The organism is Methylobacterium sp. D48H, assembly GCF_053345715.1.
This window is the reverse complement of record NZ_JBKFAP010000049.1, coordinates 1-14,004: the sequence shown is the minus strand read 5'-3', so window position 1 is coordinate 14,004 and position 14,004 is coordinate 1. Positions and strand designations below refer to the sequence as shown.

At 72.2% G+C, this 14,004-nt stretch carries 20 protein-coding genes; 7 read left to right on the top strand and 13 right to left on the bottom strand.

Annotated elements, in window-relative coordinates:
* Positions 1-169: 169 nt before the first annotated feature.
* The gene (locus ACLBX8_RS30880; RefSeq protein ID WP_331297516.1) at positions 170-367 is read left to right on the top strand and encodes a hypothetical protein; all 198 of its coding nucleotides are present in this window, start codon (positions 170-172) and stop codon (positions 365-367) included.
* A 103-nt stretch (positions 368-470) separates the two neighbouring features.
* Here the strand turns inward: ACLBX8_RS30880 and ACLBX8_RS30875 are convergent, their stop codons facing one another.
* The 3 genes from ACLBX8_RS30875 to ACLBX8_RS30865 form a co-directional block, all read right to left on the bottom strand.
* Complete coding sequence (locus ACLBX8_RS30875; protein ID WP_042672258.1) at positions 471-836, bottom strand: response regulator; 366 nt, start codon at positions 834-836, stop codon at positions 471-473.
* Positions 833-2,323 carry a sensor histidine kinase gene (locus ACLBX8_RS30870; RefSeq protein ID WP_447716333.1) on the bottom strand — a complete coding sequence of 497 codons (1,491 nt, stop codon included), beginning with the start codon at positions 2,321-2,323 and terminating at the stop codon, positions 833-835. Before ACLBX8_RS30870 ends, ACLBX8_RS30875 begins: the two co-directional genes overlap by 4 nt.
* A gap of 181 nt (positions 2,324-2,504) precedes the next feature.
* Positions 2,505-3,047 carry a DUF3016 domain-containing protein gene (locus tag ACLBX8_RS30865; RefSeq protein ID WP_091982126.1) on the bottom strand — a complete coding sequence of 181 codons (543 nt, stop codon included), beginning with the start codon at positions 3,045-3,047 and terminating at the stop codon, positions 2,505-2,507.
* 204 nt (positions 3,048-3,251) lie between these two features.
* Here ACLBX8_RS30865 and ACLBX8_RS30860 point away from each other — a divergent pair, with 204 nt between their 5' ends.
* Positions 3,252-3,380 carry a hypothetical protein gene (locus ACLBX8_RS30860; protein WP_020096525.1) on the top strand — a complete coding sequence of 43 codons (129 nt, stop codon included), beginning with the start codon at positions 3,252-3,254 and terminating at the stop codon, positions 3,378-3,380.
* A gap of 10 nt (positions 3,381-3,390) precedes the next feature.
* Here ACLBX8_RS30860 and ACLBX8_RS30855 read toward each other — a convergent pair whose 3' ends face one another.
* The gene (locus ACLBX8_RS30855) at positions 3,391-3,669 is read right to left on the bottom strand and encodes a hypothetical protein (protein ID WP_026605481.1); all 279 of its coding nucleotides are present in this window, start codon (positions 3,667-3,669) and stop codon (positions 3,391-3,393) included.
* 29 nt (positions 3,670-3,698) lie between these two features.
* Complete coding sequence (locus ACLBX8_RS30850; protein ID WP_020096527.1) at positions 3,699-3,947, bottom strand: DUF6894 family protein; 249 nt, start codon at positions 3,945-3,947, stop codon at positions 3,699-3,701.
* A gap of 122 nt (positions 3,948-4,069) precedes the next feature.
* On the opposite strand from ACLBX8_RS30850, the gene ACLBX8_RS30845 reads away from it, so the two are divergent.
* Entirely contained in the window at positions 4,070-4,327 is a 258-nt protein-coding gene (locus ACLBX8_RS30845) for a hypothetical protein (RefSeq protein WP_447716332.1), read from the top strand.
* A 76-nt stretch (positions 4,328-4,403) separates the two neighbouring features.
* Here the strand turns inward: ACLBX8_RS30845 and ACLBX8_RS30840 are convergent, their stop codons facing one another.
* The 4 genes from ACLBX8_RS30840 to ACLBX8_RS30825 form a co-directional block, all read right to left on the bottom strand.
* Positions 4,404-4,862: a MucR family transcriptional regulator gene (locus ACLBX8_RS30840; RefSeq protein ID WP_447701310.1), complete on the bottom strand. Its 459-nt coding sequence runs from the start codon at positions 4,860-4,862 to the stop codon at positions 4,404-4,406.
* A 303-nt stretch (positions 4,863-5,165) separates the two neighbouring features.
* The gene (locus tag ACLBX8_RS30835) at positions 5,166-5,390 is read right to left on the bottom strand and encodes a hypothetical protein (protein ID WP_020096530.1); all 225 of its coding nucleotides are present in this window, start codon (positions 5,388-5,390) and stop codon (positions 5,166-5,168) included.
* A gap of 105 nt (positions 5,391-5,495) precedes the next feature.
* On the bottom strand, positions 5,496-5,645 hold the full coding sequence (locus ACLBX8_RS30830; protein ID WP_020096531.1) for a hypothetical protein: 150 nt from the start codon (positions 5,643-5,645) through the stop codon (positions 5,496-5,498).
* 112 nt (positions 5,646-5,757) lie between these two features.
* Complete coding sequence (locus ACLBX8_RS30825) at positions 5,758-6,252, bottom strand: GAF domain-containing protein (protein WP_447701311.1); 495 nt, start codon at positions 6,250-6,252, stop codon at positions 5,758-5,760.
* 391 nt (positions 6,253-6,643) lie between these two features.
* On the opposite strand from ACLBX8_RS30825, the gene ACLBX8_RS30820 reads away from it, so the two are divergent.
* Entirely contained in the window at positions 6,644-7,480 is an 837-nt protein-coding gene (locus ACLBX8_RS30820; RefSeq protein WP_427508936.1) for an outer membrane protein, read from the top strand.
* 188 nt (positions 7,481-7,668) lie between these two features.
* Here ACLBX8_RS30820 and ACLBX8_RS30815 read toward each other — a convergent pair whose 3' ends face one another.
* From ACLBX8_RS30815 to ACLBX8_RS30800, 4 genes are all read right to left on the bottom strand, one after another.
* Positions 7,669-8,082, bottom strand: a complete 414-nt coding sequence (locus ACLBX8_RS30815; protein WP_020094093.1) for a VOC family protein — start codon at positions 8,080-8,082, stop codon at positions 7,669-7,671.
* A gap of 143 nt (positions 8,083-8,225) precedes the next feature.
* Entirely contained in the window at positions 8,226-9,560 is a 1,335-nt protein-coding gene (locus ACLBX8_RS30810) for an MFS transporter (protein ID WP_447716331.1), read from the bottom strand.
* Between the two features lie 534 nt (positions 9,561-10,094).
* A complete protein-coding gene (locus tag ACLBX8_RS30805) occupies positions 10,095-11,666 on the bottom strand; it encodes an ABC transporter substrate-binding protein (RefSeq protein ID WP_447684051.1) in 1,572 nt (523 codons plus the stop codon).
* Positions 11,667-11,773: 107 nt separating this feature from the next.
* On the bottom strand, positions 11,774-12,079 hold the full coding sequence (locus tag ACLBX8_RS30800) for a hypothetical protein (RefSeq protein ID WP_056533575.1): 306 nt from the start codon (positions 12,077-12,079) through the stop codon (positions 11,774-11,776).
* A 170-nt stretch (positions 12,080-12,249) separates the two neighbouring features.
* Here ACLBX8_RS30800 and ACLBX8_RS30795 point away from each other — a divergent pair, with 170 nt between their 5' ends.
* The 3 genes from ACLBX8_RS30795 to ACLBX8_RS30785 all read left to right on the top strand — a co-directional run.
* The gene (locus tag ACLBX8_RS30795) at positions 12,250-12,858 is read left to right on the top strand and encodes a PAS domain-containing protein (RefSeq protein ID WP_056533577.1); all 609 of its coding nucleotides are present in this window, start codon (positions 12,250-12,252) and stop codon (positions 12,856-12,858) included.
* Between the two features lie 227 nt (positions 12,859-13,085).
* Positions 13,086-13,319, top strand: a complete 234-nt coding sequence (locus ACLBX8_RS30790; RefSeq protein WP_100252464.1) for a hypothetical protein — start codon at positions 13,086-13,088, stop codon at positions 13,317-13,319.
* Positions 13,320-13,602: 283 nt separating this feature from the next.
* A partial coding sequence (locus tag ACLBX8_RS30785) for a hypothetical protein (protein ID WP_447701312.1) occupies positions 13,603-14,004 on the top strand: 402 nt, incomplete at its 3' end.

The following is a 14,004-nucleotide window of genomic DNA, read 5'->3' as shown; positions in this document are numbered from 1 at the left end:
TCTGGGGGTGAGCCTGACGGGGGCGGTCGCCGAGGGCGTGCGGCTGTCGGTGGGCTACACCGGCGACGTCCGCCCGGGCGCCACCGCCCAGGTGTTCACCGCAGGCCTCCAGGCCGCGTGGTGAGGGGCGCCGCCTTTACCCGGCCGGCGCCGTGGTCCGGAGGCGCGCATGCGCGGGAGAGACGGCCCGGATAAGCCACCGCCCGAGCCCGCACCGGCAGCCCGCCGGCGCGGCTTCTTCCGGCGCGTGCTCGACGGTCTCGAAGCCGTCGAGCTGCTGGTCCAGGCGGGCCGGCTGGTCTGGTGGCTCCTGAGAGGCCTGTGGCTGGCCGCCGGCGCGATCGTGCGCCTCTTCGGCGATCGCTGACGCGCGGCGCCCGCAGCGGCGCGGGAATCGATGCCCGCGCGGATGTTTCACGGGAAACATCCGCCGCGCCGCCGCGGCCCGCGCCACCGACAGCCGGGGAACGTCAGCCGAACAGCGCCCGCGCCACGACCTGCGGGTCGATCGGCTTCTGGCACAGGGCGACGGCGCCGTGGAGCGACGGCACGGCGACTGGATCGTAGCCGGTCGCGAACAGGAAGGGCACGCCGCGCGCGTGCAGCGCGTCGGCCACCGGATAGACGAGCTCGTCCTGCAGGTTGATGTCGAGGACCGCGGCGTCGATCTCGGTCGTGCCGGCGATCAGCGCCAGCGCCTCGCCGACGCTCGCGACCGGACCCAGCACCTGGGCGCCGCCTTCCTCGAAGCCGGACTTGAGATCGACGGCGATGAAGTAGTCGTCCTCGACGAGCAGGACCCGCCTGCCGGCCAGCGCGCGTGGTTTCGAGGTCATGCGGGGTTGCCTGCGGCTTCTCCCTCGGGGAGCGGGATGTTGATCGAGCAATGTAGCGCCGTGGCGCCGAGTTCGTAGCTGGTCGTCGCCTTCAGGGCGTAGGGCAGGGCGTGCTCGATCAGTTCCCGACCGTAGCCGCCCCGCGGCGCCGCGTCCGCCAGCTCCGGTCCGCGAACGAGACCCTCCTCCACCCATTCCACCAGCAGCCGGCCGCCGCCGTCGTCCGCCCGGTAGGTCCGCCACGTCACGCTCAGGCGTCCCTGCGCGGTGGTGAGCGCGCCGTATTTCAGCGCGTTGGTGGCGAGTTCGTGCAGGGCCAGCGCGAAGGTCTGCACCGTCGCCTTGCGCAGCCGCACCACGGGCCCGTGCAGCCGGATGCGCGCCGGCATGGCCGGGGCGTCGAGGGCGGCGAGTTCCGTCTCGATCAGGGAGCGGAGCGTGATCGGTTCCTGATCGGAGCGCGAGAGGAGGCCCTGGACCCGCGAGAGGGCGGACAGGCGATCGTTGAACCGCTGCCGGAACGTCTCGCCGGGCCCGGTCTGGGCCATGGTCTGCTTGGCGATGGAGCGCACGACGCCGAGGAGGTTCCGGGTCCGGTGCTGCAGCTCGGCGACCATGACCTGCTGCCGCTCCTGGAGCTGGCGCAGATCGTCGATGTCGGTCGAGGTGCCGAGCCACTCGACGATCCGGCCCTGCGCGTCGCGGACCGGCGCGGCCCGGGTCTGGAACCAGCAGAACCGGTCCTCGGCGGCGTTGCGGAGCCGGTGCTCGAAGGAGAGGTGGCCGCTCACCGGCGCGTCGCGCCACGCGGCCGCGGCGACCGCCTCATCGTCCGGATGGACCGCCGCCAGCCAGCCCCAGCCCAGGCTCGTCGCGTCGGTCTGCCCGGTATAGGCGTGCCATTGCGGGCTCGACCAGATGCAGGCCCCGTCGATCGCGGCGCGCCAGACGAGCTGGGGGATGCCCTGGGCGAGGGTGCGGAACAGCTCCTCGCTCGCGCGCAGGCGGCGCTCGGCCAGAACCCGCTCGGTGCTCTCGACCACGATGGCGATGACCCCGGCCGGGCGCCCGTCCTCCCCGAAGACCGGCGAGTAGTCGAGATTCATCCAGACCGGCTCGGGCCGGCCGTAGCGGTGCAGGGTCAGTTGCTGGTTCTTGTACGACAGCGTCCCGCCGGCGAGGCCGACGCGCATGACGTTGTCGTTGAAGTCGGCGACCTCCGGCCAGCCCTCGCGCACCTTCGAGCCGAGGAGCTCGGGATGGCGGCCGCCCGCGAAGCCCGAATAGGCGTCGTTGTAGATCATGATGCCGTCCTCGCCCCAGAGCAGCACGATCGGCACCGGCGATTGCAGCAGCGTGCTGACCGCGAAGACCAGGCTCTGCGGCCAGTCGGCGATGGGACCCAGCGGCGTCCTCGCCCAGTCGAAGCTCCGGACGAGGTCGGCGAGTTCGCTGCAGCCGGCCGAGAAGATGCGGGCCTCGCTCATGCGGTGACCGACTCGTGAGACTCCGGCTCGGGCGAGCGCAGAGGGTGGAAGCCCGGTCCGCGGCCGGTCGGGTCGGCCGGCCCGGCGGGCGGGTCACGCCGACGCTACTACACCGCTCCTCTGCCCGGTAGGGGCGCCGCCGGCTCCGGCCCGGTCGCGTCGTCGGGCCGGCAGGCGGGTTCTAGCCGCGGCCCGCGGGCTCCGGGAAGCGCCGGGCGAACCAGTCGCGCAGGATCTGCCGCTCGTAGTAGAGGCCGCCGGTGGAGAAGCGGGGATTGGACGTCAGCAGGAAGTTGATGTCCGTCACCGTGTCCGCGCCCTGTGCCACGGTGCGGCCGCCGCGACGCAGGCTGTAGGCGAGGCGGATCCGCGGCGGCGTGGCGTCCGTCACGACCCGCAGGCCGGTCGGGGTCGCGAAGCCGGGCCGGTCGAAGCCCGCCAGATCGACGTCGAGCACCGTGATGTCGAGACGCTCGTCGGGGCGGAGCCGCGCCGTGCCGAGATCCGTGAAGATCCGGGTCAGCTCGGCCAGGGTGACCCGGAGCGGCTGCCCGGAGCCGAAGCGGTTCTCGGCATCGGTGAACCGCTCCGGCGCGGCGTAGCGCACGGCCACCTGCGCCTGTGCCGCCGGCTGTGCCCGGGCGGGGGCCGCGGACGACCCGATCACCGAGAGCGCGGCCGCGGCCGCGAGCGCGGCCGATCTTCCGGCGAGACGCGTGCGCATACCGAACTCCTCTCCGCGTGTGGCGGCCTGACCGGGGCAGGCCTGCCGGGAAGAACCGCCCGAACGGGGCCCGGTATCCAGTGCCCCGCTCGGATGTCCGGCTGCGACCGAATGGCGCCCGACCGTCCATAGTCTCGCCGTGATCCGGGCGCCTCGTAGCGCTCCCGGCCCGAGGGGCGAGCCGGTCATGGGAGTCCGACGCGCATGATGAACTCTGTTCTCGCGCTTCTCACCGTCGTGGCGGTGCTGGTGGTCACGGCGCTGATCAAGCTGCCGCTCCTGCCGTTCCGCCTGGTCGGCCGCCTGCTGCGGAGCCGCCCGGCGGCGGCCTGACCCGCGCCGCTCAGGCCGCCGCGTCGATGACGAATTCCATCCCGCGACCCGGCCCCTGATCGGAATAGTCGACGAGCGCCAGACCGCGCTCGGCCAGGGTCGCCTCGACGGTGTCCCGCTCCCGGCGCACCATCTGACCCACTGCCAGCGGGGTCAGCCGGGGACTCGCGCGCCGCAAGCGGTCGACGCCGATATGGGCCGGCGTGCCCGCGTCCTCGGCGATCCGGGCCAGGGCCAGACCCAGGTCGCGCGCCTTGGTCTCGGCGGCGGATCTCGGCTTGAACGCCATCTGCTTCTCCTTCTGCTCGGCCACCCGTCTCAGGCGGCCCGCCTGTCGACGCACACATCCGGGAAGGCCCGGATCCAGACCCGGCGGCCCTTGGCGTCGTAGACCTCGACCTGCCAGCCCGACCAGTCGAACCGCTCCACGACCCGCTCCATCAGCGCGAGCGCGACACGATCGGCGTGGGCCCGCACCTGCGCCGCGTTCGGAAACCGGCTGCCGCGCAGGTCGGTCACCAGCTCGTGGCCGTCCGTGCAGTGGAAGCGGTAAAGCCGCGTCGGCATTGAGCTTCCCTCGATCAATCCACAGCACTCCACCGCGATCCGGGAACGGGGCGCATCCGCGGTTGAACCCACCGCGCCGATGCGCTTTGTTCGTGATATGTTCTATACGGATTCGGACGGCGATGCACCCAGATCCCGGGGCGGCCCCTGCGGAGATTCGTCTCAGGGAGGCCGAGACGATCGCCGTGGCCTATCACAGGGCGGCGAAGGGTGACGCGTGGGCCGCGCTCGTCGCGGCCATCGCGGACGCTCTGGTCGATCTCGACGCGCTGGAGCGGCGCCTCGCCCGGCAGGGCGGGCTGATATCGCTGGGCTACGCCCGCGGCCGCACCGGGGCGGGCGGGGTCCGGGAGAAGCGCCGCGCCGGCCCGGAGGGTTGACCGCCCGGCGATGACCGCGCGGTCGGCCGGGCAGCCGGCGGTCTCGCCGCCCGGGCGGCGACGCGCCTGTCGGGGATCAGTGGTCCGTGCCGCCGCGCCGCGCCATGGCGCCGGGCTGGCCCAGGCCGATCGCCTTGGCGAGGGCGGAGCGCTGCTCGGCGTAACCGGGGGCGACCATCGGATAGTCGGTCGGCAGGCCGTAGCTGTCGCGGTAGCTGCGCGGATCCAGGCCGTGGCTGGCCAAGTGGCGCTTCAGCGTCTTGTAGAGCTTGCCGTCGATGAAGCTGACGATCCCGTCGTGCCGGACCGACTTGCGGATCTGGGCCGCGCTCGGCTTCTCGACCTCGGCCTGCGGGGCCGCGCCGGCCTGCGCCGCCGGCGTCCCGGCGACGAGCCCGCTGATCGCGCCGTGGACGCGCGCGATCAGGGCCGGAAGCTCCGCGGCCGGCACCGGATTGTTCGACACGTAGGCGGCCACAAGCTCGGCGGTCATTACGGCCAAGGTGTTGGATGTCTCATCGAAGCTCTCATTCATGATCGGACTTCCAGCGAGCGATTTACGTTCCCACGGTTTGGGCGCGGTAAGGGTTTAAACAGCGTAAATATAGAACGAAGACTCGATGAATATCTCGAGATTTTCTGGCACCGCGCGGGCGCGCGGCCCGTCGACCCGGTCGGACACCGTCGGGGATCGCGGCGCGCGGTCGCGGATGATCCGGCTGCCCGCGCGGCAGCCCCGACCGACCGTGTCGGGCGAGCCGCGCGAACCGGCCGCGAACCGGCACGGAGGCGGCGGCGTGCCCCGGGCGGCGATGGCTAGAGACGGGGTCGGGGCGCCTCAGCCGGCGCCGTATCCGCCCTTCCGGTTGTCGGGCTGCGGCGCGGGCGGTCGGGTGTCGTAGCCGCCGCTCTCCGGCGCCGCGTCGGAGCCGGGATCAACGGGGCCCGGGGCGTGGGGACCGCTGCCGCCGGCCGCCGGGTCGGCCCGCTTCTCCGGGGCTGCCGGCCGGCCCGGCGGGACCGTCCCCAGGGCCTCGCGTGCGGCGTCGACATCCTGTCCCATCCGTCCCTCCCTGCGGTCCTTCGTGTAGGGCCAAGGCGGGAGGTCCCCGCATGTTCCCGGCGCGGTCGCCGGGACCGGCGTACCGGGCGATGCGTCAGCGCGGCCTCATTTCCGCTCGCCGGTGGGGTTGGGCGTCGCGGACGTGTCCGGCGCGACAGCCGGATTGACGGGCGTGACCTTCGACCACGTGGCCGCGATCGCCACGATGGCGAGCAGCAGGACGATGAAGATGCCGATGAGGGTGAGGCGCTTCATGTGGCGGGTCTGGGTCTTCCGTGCGGGGCCTTGAGGGCGGGGAACGGCCGGGACGGCCGATCGATCCCGGCCCGAACGGGATCCCGCGGCCGCCCTGGTGCGGCCTCGACCGTCACGACCCCGCCGGACGCGGCCGCGCCAGGGCGGCCGCCGCGTGCCGGGCCAGGTCCTCGAGCCGGCGGACCGTCGCGTCGTCCGGGATGACCGAGGCGCACCAGTAGGCGCCGAGCGCGGCGACGGGCTCGGGCGCGCCGATCGGCACCATCACGAGGCTGCGCATCGAGGTCAGGCGGTAGAGGGCGAGCGGCACTCGGGGATCGTGCTCGATGTCCGGGATCACGATGGTCGCGGCGTCGAGCATCGCGCGGCCCGAGACGCAGCTCGTCAGCGGGAACCTGCGGCCGCGCCACAGCGGCTCGATCGCGTCCTCGGCGGCGTAGAAGCAGACGTCGCCCTCGCGCAGGACCACCGCGATCCCGTCGGAGCCCGCGATCGCCCGCGCGGTCTCGCGCAGGATCGCGACCGTGTCCTCCAGAGAATGGGCAGCCGCCAGACGGTGGGAGGCCCGAACCAGACCCGAGGCGGGATCCAGGAAGAGTTCATCCATGGGGCGGCGGCGGCGAGCACTCCGATCGATCGGGCAACAATCCGTGTGGTGTCGTTGCGCGAGCGTGGCGGGCACCGGCCCGGTGGGCAACAACCTGGATCAAGCGCTTCGCCGACGGGATCGGGCGTACCGAGATCGCGCGCCGCCGCGCGGAGATGAGCTGCCGCGACCTCCGCATATTGGTCGTCGCGGCGGAACTCCGCGATAGAAGTCGCGAAATAGTTCCGCGACACCGGATCACGACGCCGCGATGATGTGCTCCAGCGCACCTTTCGGTCCACCGGCTCCGGACCCCCGCCGGCGCTGTTGCAACAATGCACTATCGCGCCCGCACATCCTGACGTCCTGTCCGCCCCGCACACATCCCGTCCAACGGGAGACAGAGGACCAGATGATCAAGAAGCTTCTGCTCGCGAGCGCCGCCACGGCTCTCCTGACCGGCGCCGCCTCGGCCGCCGACCTGCCGCGCCGCGCCGCCCCGCCGCCGGTGTTCACCCCCGTCCCGGTCTTCACCTGGACCGGCGCCTACTTCGGTATCAACGCCGGCTACGCCTTCGACGCCAGCGACCGCAACACCGGCAACACCTTCGCCGTCCCCTTCCCCTACGCTGCCCCCGGCACCGTCGCCTCCTTCCGCAACCGCAGCCAGGACGGCTTCTCCGGCGGTGGCCAGATCGGCTACAACTGGCAGATCACCCCCGGCTCCGGCCTCGTGATCGGTGTCGAGGCCGACGCCCAGTACCTCGACTTCGGCCGTAACCGGAACAGCGCCTTCATCTCCGGCGCGCTCGCCCCCGGCTACTACGTCACCGACCCGCGCGGCCTCTCCAGCCTCGACTTCTTCGGCACCGTCCGCGGCCGCCTCGGCTACGCCTTCGACCGCACCCTCGTGTACGGCACCGGCGGCTTCGCCTACGGCTCGGGCAGCGCCGACCGCTCCTTCGGCGGCTATGCCGGCAACGACAGCTTCCGCACCGGCTGGGCCGTCGGCGGCGGCATCGAGTACGCCCTGCCCACCGACTCGTTCCTGAACTTCTTCCGCTCCTCGGCCGTCACGCTCAAGGTCGAAGGCCTGTACGTCAACCTCGACCGCAACACCCGCAACCAGGGCGCGTTCGTCATCAACGCCGCCAACAACTTCCCGGTCGTCTACAGCGGCATCGGTCGCCGCTCCGACGAGTTCGCCGTCGTCCGCGCCGGCCTGAACTACAAGTTCGGCTCCTACTGAGACCGACAAGCGACGGTCGGGTGCGACGCTCGCACCCCGACCGTCGCACCCGACCCGAAACGCGAAGGGGCCGCTTCCCACAGGAGGCGGCCCCTTCGCCGTTCGGGCGCCCGGAATCCGGCCCGGACGCGACCCGGCCTCGCCCCGGCCTCGCCCCGGCGTCGACCTGGACTTGACCCGGCGCCGCCTCAGTAGCCCTTCCAGAGGCCGGGTGTGGCCAGCTCGAGCAGGTGCCCGTCCGGGTCGCGGAAGTAGACGCTGACGCCCCCCCGCGGCCAGCGGGTGCGCCCCTCGACGGCCACGCCGGCGGCCGCGAGATGGTCCTCCCAGGGCGCGAGGGCGTCGGCGTCGATCGAGAACGCGATATGGGCCGGGCCACGGCCGTCATGGGGCGGTATGAGACCGCCCGGCGTCTCGATCGGCTGCAGGGACCCGCCCTCCGGAAAGAGCAGGAGGACGCCGCGGCCGCCGACGTCGAAGGCGCGCATGCGGAAGTCGGTGAAGAGGCAGCGCAACCCCATCGTGTCGCGATAGAAGGCCTCGGCGCGGTCGAGGTCCGCGACGTACAGCGCCGTCTCCAGGATGGCGTTGAGCTCGGGCACGGCGATCTCCTGGCGGCGGCGCGGTCACGGCCCGCGGGACCCCGTCCGGTCCGGTCCGGGCCGGTCCAGTCCGGGCCGTCGCAGCGCCGGGCGGCGGCCGCACCGGGCCAACCGGCCGGTCCCGGACTCGGTTCGCCGCGGGCTCAGACGGCCGACGGCCGCGGCGCGCCCGAGTCGGGGCGCGGGGCGCGGCCCGGCACCAGCGACAGGGCGGCCGAGAGCAGGGCGAAGATCACGAGCGGCAGGAGGCTCAGAGTGAAGCTGCCGGTCCCGTCCTTGATCGCGCCGATCAGGTAGGGGCCGAGGAAGCCGCCGAGATTGCCGACCGCGTTGATGGCCGCGATGCTCGCCGCCGCGGTGGCGGGCGGCATCTGCTCGGTCGCGAGCGCCCAGAACGGGCCCTTGAGCATGTAGACGCCCATGGCGGCGATCGTCAGGGCCGCCACGACCGGGCCGAGCCCCGACAGGACCGTGCCGCCCGCGAGCCCCAGCGCCAGGATCAGGAACGAGAGCGCGAGGTGCCAGCGCCGCTCGGCGGTCCGGTCGCTGTGCCGGCCCCAGAGGACCATCGCCAGGGACGCGAAGCCGTACGGGATGCTGTTCAGGAGCCCGGTCTCGACGTTGCCGAGACCGAAGCTCTTGACGATCTGCGGCGTCCAGAACGACAGCCCGTAGCTGCTCGCCGTCGAGCCGAAATAGATCGCGGCGAAGAGGGCGAGCCGCCGGTCGCGCAGGATGTCCCAGAGCGGCGGCTTCGCGGGCTGGCCGCTGCGGGTGTTGCGCGCCGCCTCGGCCCGGAGCTGCCGCTCCAGCCAGTCCCGCTCGGCCGCCGGCAGCCACGCCGCGTCCCGCGGGCCGTCCGGCAGGAGCCACAGGACCGCGACGGCCAGGAACACCGCCGGCAGGCCCTCGAGGATGAACAGCCACTGCCAGCCGGCGAGGCCGAACCCCGTCACGTTGAGCAGCGCGCCGGAGATCGGCGAGCCCAGGAACGACGAGATCGGGATCGAGATCATGAAGACCCCGATGATCCGCGCCCGGTAGGCGGAGGGGAACCAGTAGGTCAGGTAGAGGATCACGCCGGGGAAGAAGCCGGCCTCGGCGAGCCCCAGCAGGAAGCGCAGGCCGATGAACGACCACGGCCCCTGCACCAGGGCCATGGCGGCGGAGATGAGCCCCCAGGTCGCCATGATCCGGGCGATCCACAGCCGCGCCCCGAAGCGCTCCAGCATCAGGTTGCTGGGGATCTCCATCAGGAAGTAGCCGAGGAAGAAGATGCCGGCGCCCCAGCCGAACACGGTCGCCGAGAGGCCGACATCGTGGTTCATCTGGATCGCCGCGAAGCCGACATTCACGCGGTCCAGGAAGGAGACGAAGTAGGCGAGGATCAGGAACGGCACGAGCCGCCAGCCGATCCTGCGCATCGCCGAGCGTTCCAGGGCGGCCTCGTCCGGAGAGCCTGTCGCCAAGCCTGTCATCGAGCGTGTCCTCGTCGCGTCATGGACTCCGCGCGGCGTCGAGGGCGTCGATGCACCGCCGCGATGGCGGTGAGACGGATATCTCGGGCTTCCTCGCGGGCCGGTCATCTCTGGCGGTGACCTGTGCCGAATCTGCTTACCCCGTTCCCGATGCGGCTGGGAAGCGCTCGCGCGGCTTCAATCGATCGGACTTGTTGGAGGGAACGGCGTATTCGTGTGGCAGGATACCGTTGAACTACGCCGTGCCGGCGACACAGTAGGCTCGTGCAGCGGGGCTGTAGGGATGCCGATGGCCTGTTCGTCTTTGCGAGCGCAGCGAAGCAACCCAGGGATGCGAGACATCGGTCAAGCTTGGCGCAGCTGGATTGCTTCGCTGCGCTCGCAAAGGCACGGAGCCAGTTCTGCGCGATCCCTGTCGCCGGACCGCGACCCTCTCCGCGTTCGGGTACCCGGAGAAGGCGCGCACGCACGGACCTGGAGCCGCTGATCCCGCGCCCACGTTCCGAGGTCTTGAAAGAGGGCGACCCCTGCGCCTCAGCCCTTCTTGACGTTCCAGAACACCGGCACGCCGTCGAGGACGCCGGTCAGGGACGGCTTGTACGAGGTCTGGTTGAAGTACTGGCCGAGGGGCAGGTAGGGCAGGTCGGCGAAGGCCTGCTGCTGAAGCTCGCCGGCGAGCCGCTTGCGCGCGGCGGTGTCCGGGGCGTCCAGCCACTGGTCCCGCAGCGCCTCGATCCTCGCGCTGGTGGGCCAGCCGATCGCGGCGCTCTGGCCGGTCCCGCGCAGGAAGGCGCTGACCGCGGGATTCGCCTGGTCGAGCCCCGCCCAGAAGGTGCAGAAGGCGCTCCAGCCGCCCTGGGCGACCGGCTCCTTCTTGGCGCGCCGCTGCACCACCGAGCCCCAGTCCATGACCTGATAGTCGACGTTGAAGCCGGCGCGCGTGAGCATGTCGGCCGCCACGTCGGCGAGCGCCTTCAGGCTCGGGAAGTCCGAGGCGCCCATCAGCACCACCTTCTCGCCCTTGTAGCCGGCCGCCGCCAGCGCCGCCTTGGCGCCCGCGTAGTCGCGCTTGCTGGTCAGGGCGTCGAGGCCGACGTCGCTCGCCATGGGCAGGCCCGGGCAGAAGAAGCCCGTCGGCACGTGGATCAGCTTGGGATCGGTGCCGGTCACCGCCTGCATGAAGTCGGTCTGGTCGACGACCTTGAGCAGCACCTGCCGGATCGCCGGATTGTCGAAGGGCGGCTGGAGCTGGTTCATCCGCAGGCAGCCGATCAGGCCGGTCGGGTCGGTGATCCGCGTCGTCAGCCCGCGGAGGGTGGGCACGAGGTCGGCCGGCGGCTGCTCCCACCAGTCCATCTCGCCCGTCTGCATGGCCGAGGCGGCGGTCGCCTGGTCGGGGATGACGTTCCACTCGACCCGGTCGACGTGGACGCGCTTCGGGCCCGAGGTCCATTGCGGCTCGCCGCCCTCGCGGGGGACGTAGCCGGCAAAGCGCTCGTAGACCACCCGGGCGCCGACCACGCGCTCGTCCGCCTTGAAGCGGAACGGGCCGCTGCCGACCATCTCGGTCACCTGCGTGAACGGGTCGGTCTTGGCGAGACGCTCCGGCATGATGGCGCAGATCGAGGAGCCGACCTTGCCGAGCGCGTCCGGCAGGAGCGCGAAGGGCTTCTTCAGGCGGAACTGGATCGTCCGGTCATCCGGGGCCGAGAGCTCGTCCGTGTACGCCATGAGCGTCTGGCCCATGGCGTCGCGCTTGCCCCAGCGCGCGACGCTCGCCACGCAGTCGCGGGCCAGGACCGGGCTGCCGTCGTGGAAGGTCAGCCCGGGCCGCAGGGTGAGGCGCCACAGCTTGCCGTCGTTCTCCACCGTGTGGCCCGCCACCATCTGCGGCTGGGCGGCGTAGGCGGCATCGGTGCCGTAGAGCGTGTCGAAGACGGCGAGCCCGTGATTCCGGGTGACGTAGGCGGTCGTCCAGATCGGATCGAGCACCGTCAGGTCGGCCTGCGGGATGAACTTGAGCGTCCGGGCGGCACTGCCCTGCGCCAGCGCCGGGGTCGCGAGGGCGGCCCCCGACAGGGCCATGAAGGATCGTCTGTTCAGCATGCCGACTCGCCCGAGCGTTGCAATCCCGCTCAGGTTAGCACGCGGCGGGCCAAGCGCATCACAAGCGCATCACAAGCGCATCACGGGCGCACCGGTCAGCGCACCGGTCAGCGTGCGGCGGCCAGATCCTGCACGAGGGTCAGGACGCGGCGGCGGATCTCGGGATCGTCGATGCGCCGGTAGGCATGCAGCAGGGCGTCGGCCTCGTCGGCACGCCCGCCCGCGACGCCGGCGCCCCGCTCCGCGCCCAGTGGGCCGTACAGGGAGGTGGCCGGAACCTGCAGCGCGTCGGCGATCCGCTGCAGCAGCCGCCCGGCACCCGGCGCGTGCGGCGGTGCGGAGCGCTCGAACAGGTCGTCCTCGGGCGCCGCAGCCCCGGAGGATCCGCTCCGGACAGGTGACTTCGATCCCATCGGCGGTCAGGCTCTGGCGCGCGGGCTGGCTCGAGCATTCATAATACAGAAGACCGGCGGGACGCGAGTGGCCAGCACGCAACAGTTGCATGAATGCGTCAAAGAAGTCTTGAGGTTGCAGCCACCGAACCCGTAGATCGACCGGACCGGAGCCGCACACGTACACCGCCATGCCCAAGACCAACGCGTCCGTCGGTCAGACCTGTCCCGAAGCCTTCCAGATCGCGCTCGATTCCGCCGACATGATCGGGCACTGGGCGTGGGACCCCGCGACGGACCGGGTGCGGGTCGACGCCCTGGTGGCCCTCCTGTTCAAGGTCGATCCGACCGCGGCGGAATCCGGCATCCCGCTGGCCGTCTACGAGGAGGCCATCCACGTCGACGACCGCGACCGGGTCGACACCCTGATCCGCCGCAGCGTCGCGGCGGGGAGTTCCTACGTCGCCGAGTACCGGGTGATCTCCGTCGACGGCCGGATGCGCTGGGTCCTGGCGCGCGGCCGCTTCACCAGCGACCGTCGCGGCCGGCCGACGGGCGGGCGCGGGATCCTCGTGGACATCACGGCGCTGCGCGCGCGCGAGGCGATCGGCGGCGCGACCGCGCCCGACCTCGGCGACACGCCCTTGGACCGGGCGGTCGAGCACGCCCTCGCCGCGCAGGACGCCGTCGCGGCGCTGGGCGATCCGGCCCTGAAGGCCGAGGCGGACGCGCTGCTGATGGCGCTGGGGCGACGGCTGGCCCGGCGGCAGGTCGCGGAACGGCGCCGCCGCCTGAACTGAAGCGTGACGGCAGCGGCGCGGCGGCAACCACTAAATCCCGCCGCTAATTGTGCGCCTTGGTCGTGCAAAGCGGGGATGAACAAGCTTTCGTCAAGATAACGACTTTATTGGCCGCGAGCAGGTGCGGGACCGGCAGCGGCGTTGCCGGAGCCCCGTTCTCACCCGAGCGCGTCGCGCGCGCCGTTGCCGTCCGGACCCGGCGGGTCCGGCTTCCCGGGATCGTCGTCATGCACTTCACCGTCACCGCACGCCTGTCCGCGCGCCGGTTCGCCTACCAGCACGCCTCGGTCCTGACCGCCCTGGATCAGGGCATGAGCCTGATCGCGGCCGGCATGGCCGAGGTGACGATCACGGACGGCAGCGGCGAGGCGCGGACGCCGGCCGCGCTGTACCAGTCCCTGTTCGGGGCGCCCGGTCCCCTGCGGCGCCGCCCGGCGCCCGCGCAGGCGCAGGCCGCCTGATCCCGGACGACCCGATCGCGCGCGACGCCCGTCCCGCAACAGATCGCCCCGCAGCGGATCGCCCCCTCGCCGGGCGGCGACGGGGCAGTGTCCGCAGGTGCTCGGGCGATCACGCCTTCGGTTTCACGACCCGAGGCCTGGAAACGACCGCGGCCCATCTCGACTAAAGAGAAATTTGACCAGTACGACGTCGTCTTTCTGGACAACGGCCGAGATCAGGCTTAACCTCGGTGTGTTCGTGCCGCCGACATGCGCGCTCGAATGCTTCCAAGGATCATCTTACATGAAGCGCCGCAGCGCGCGACCGTTCATGGTCGAAGTCAAGCAGACCCGTTCGGCCCGCACAACGCTGACTGCCACCGAGGCGCGGCCGCGCCCGGACAAGATCCTGTGGCCGGAACTGGCGCAGGCCGCCCTCGCGCCGCCCGCACCCGCGCCCGCCCCTCAGGCGGCACCGGCGCCGCGCCCGGAACGGAAGGTGCCGGACGCACCGGTGCGCCGCGTCCTGCCGAGCCTCGTGCCGATGTTCGAGGCCCCGGCCGAGCCGGTCCTCGAAGCCGCCGCCGACGAGGCCGCGACGGACCCCGCCGCCGAGACCGTCCCGGCGCCGCGGGCGCGGCGCGGGCGGCCGCGGGCGGCCGCGCGGGACGCGCTCCCGCAGGTGCAGACGGTGCCGCCGCGCCCG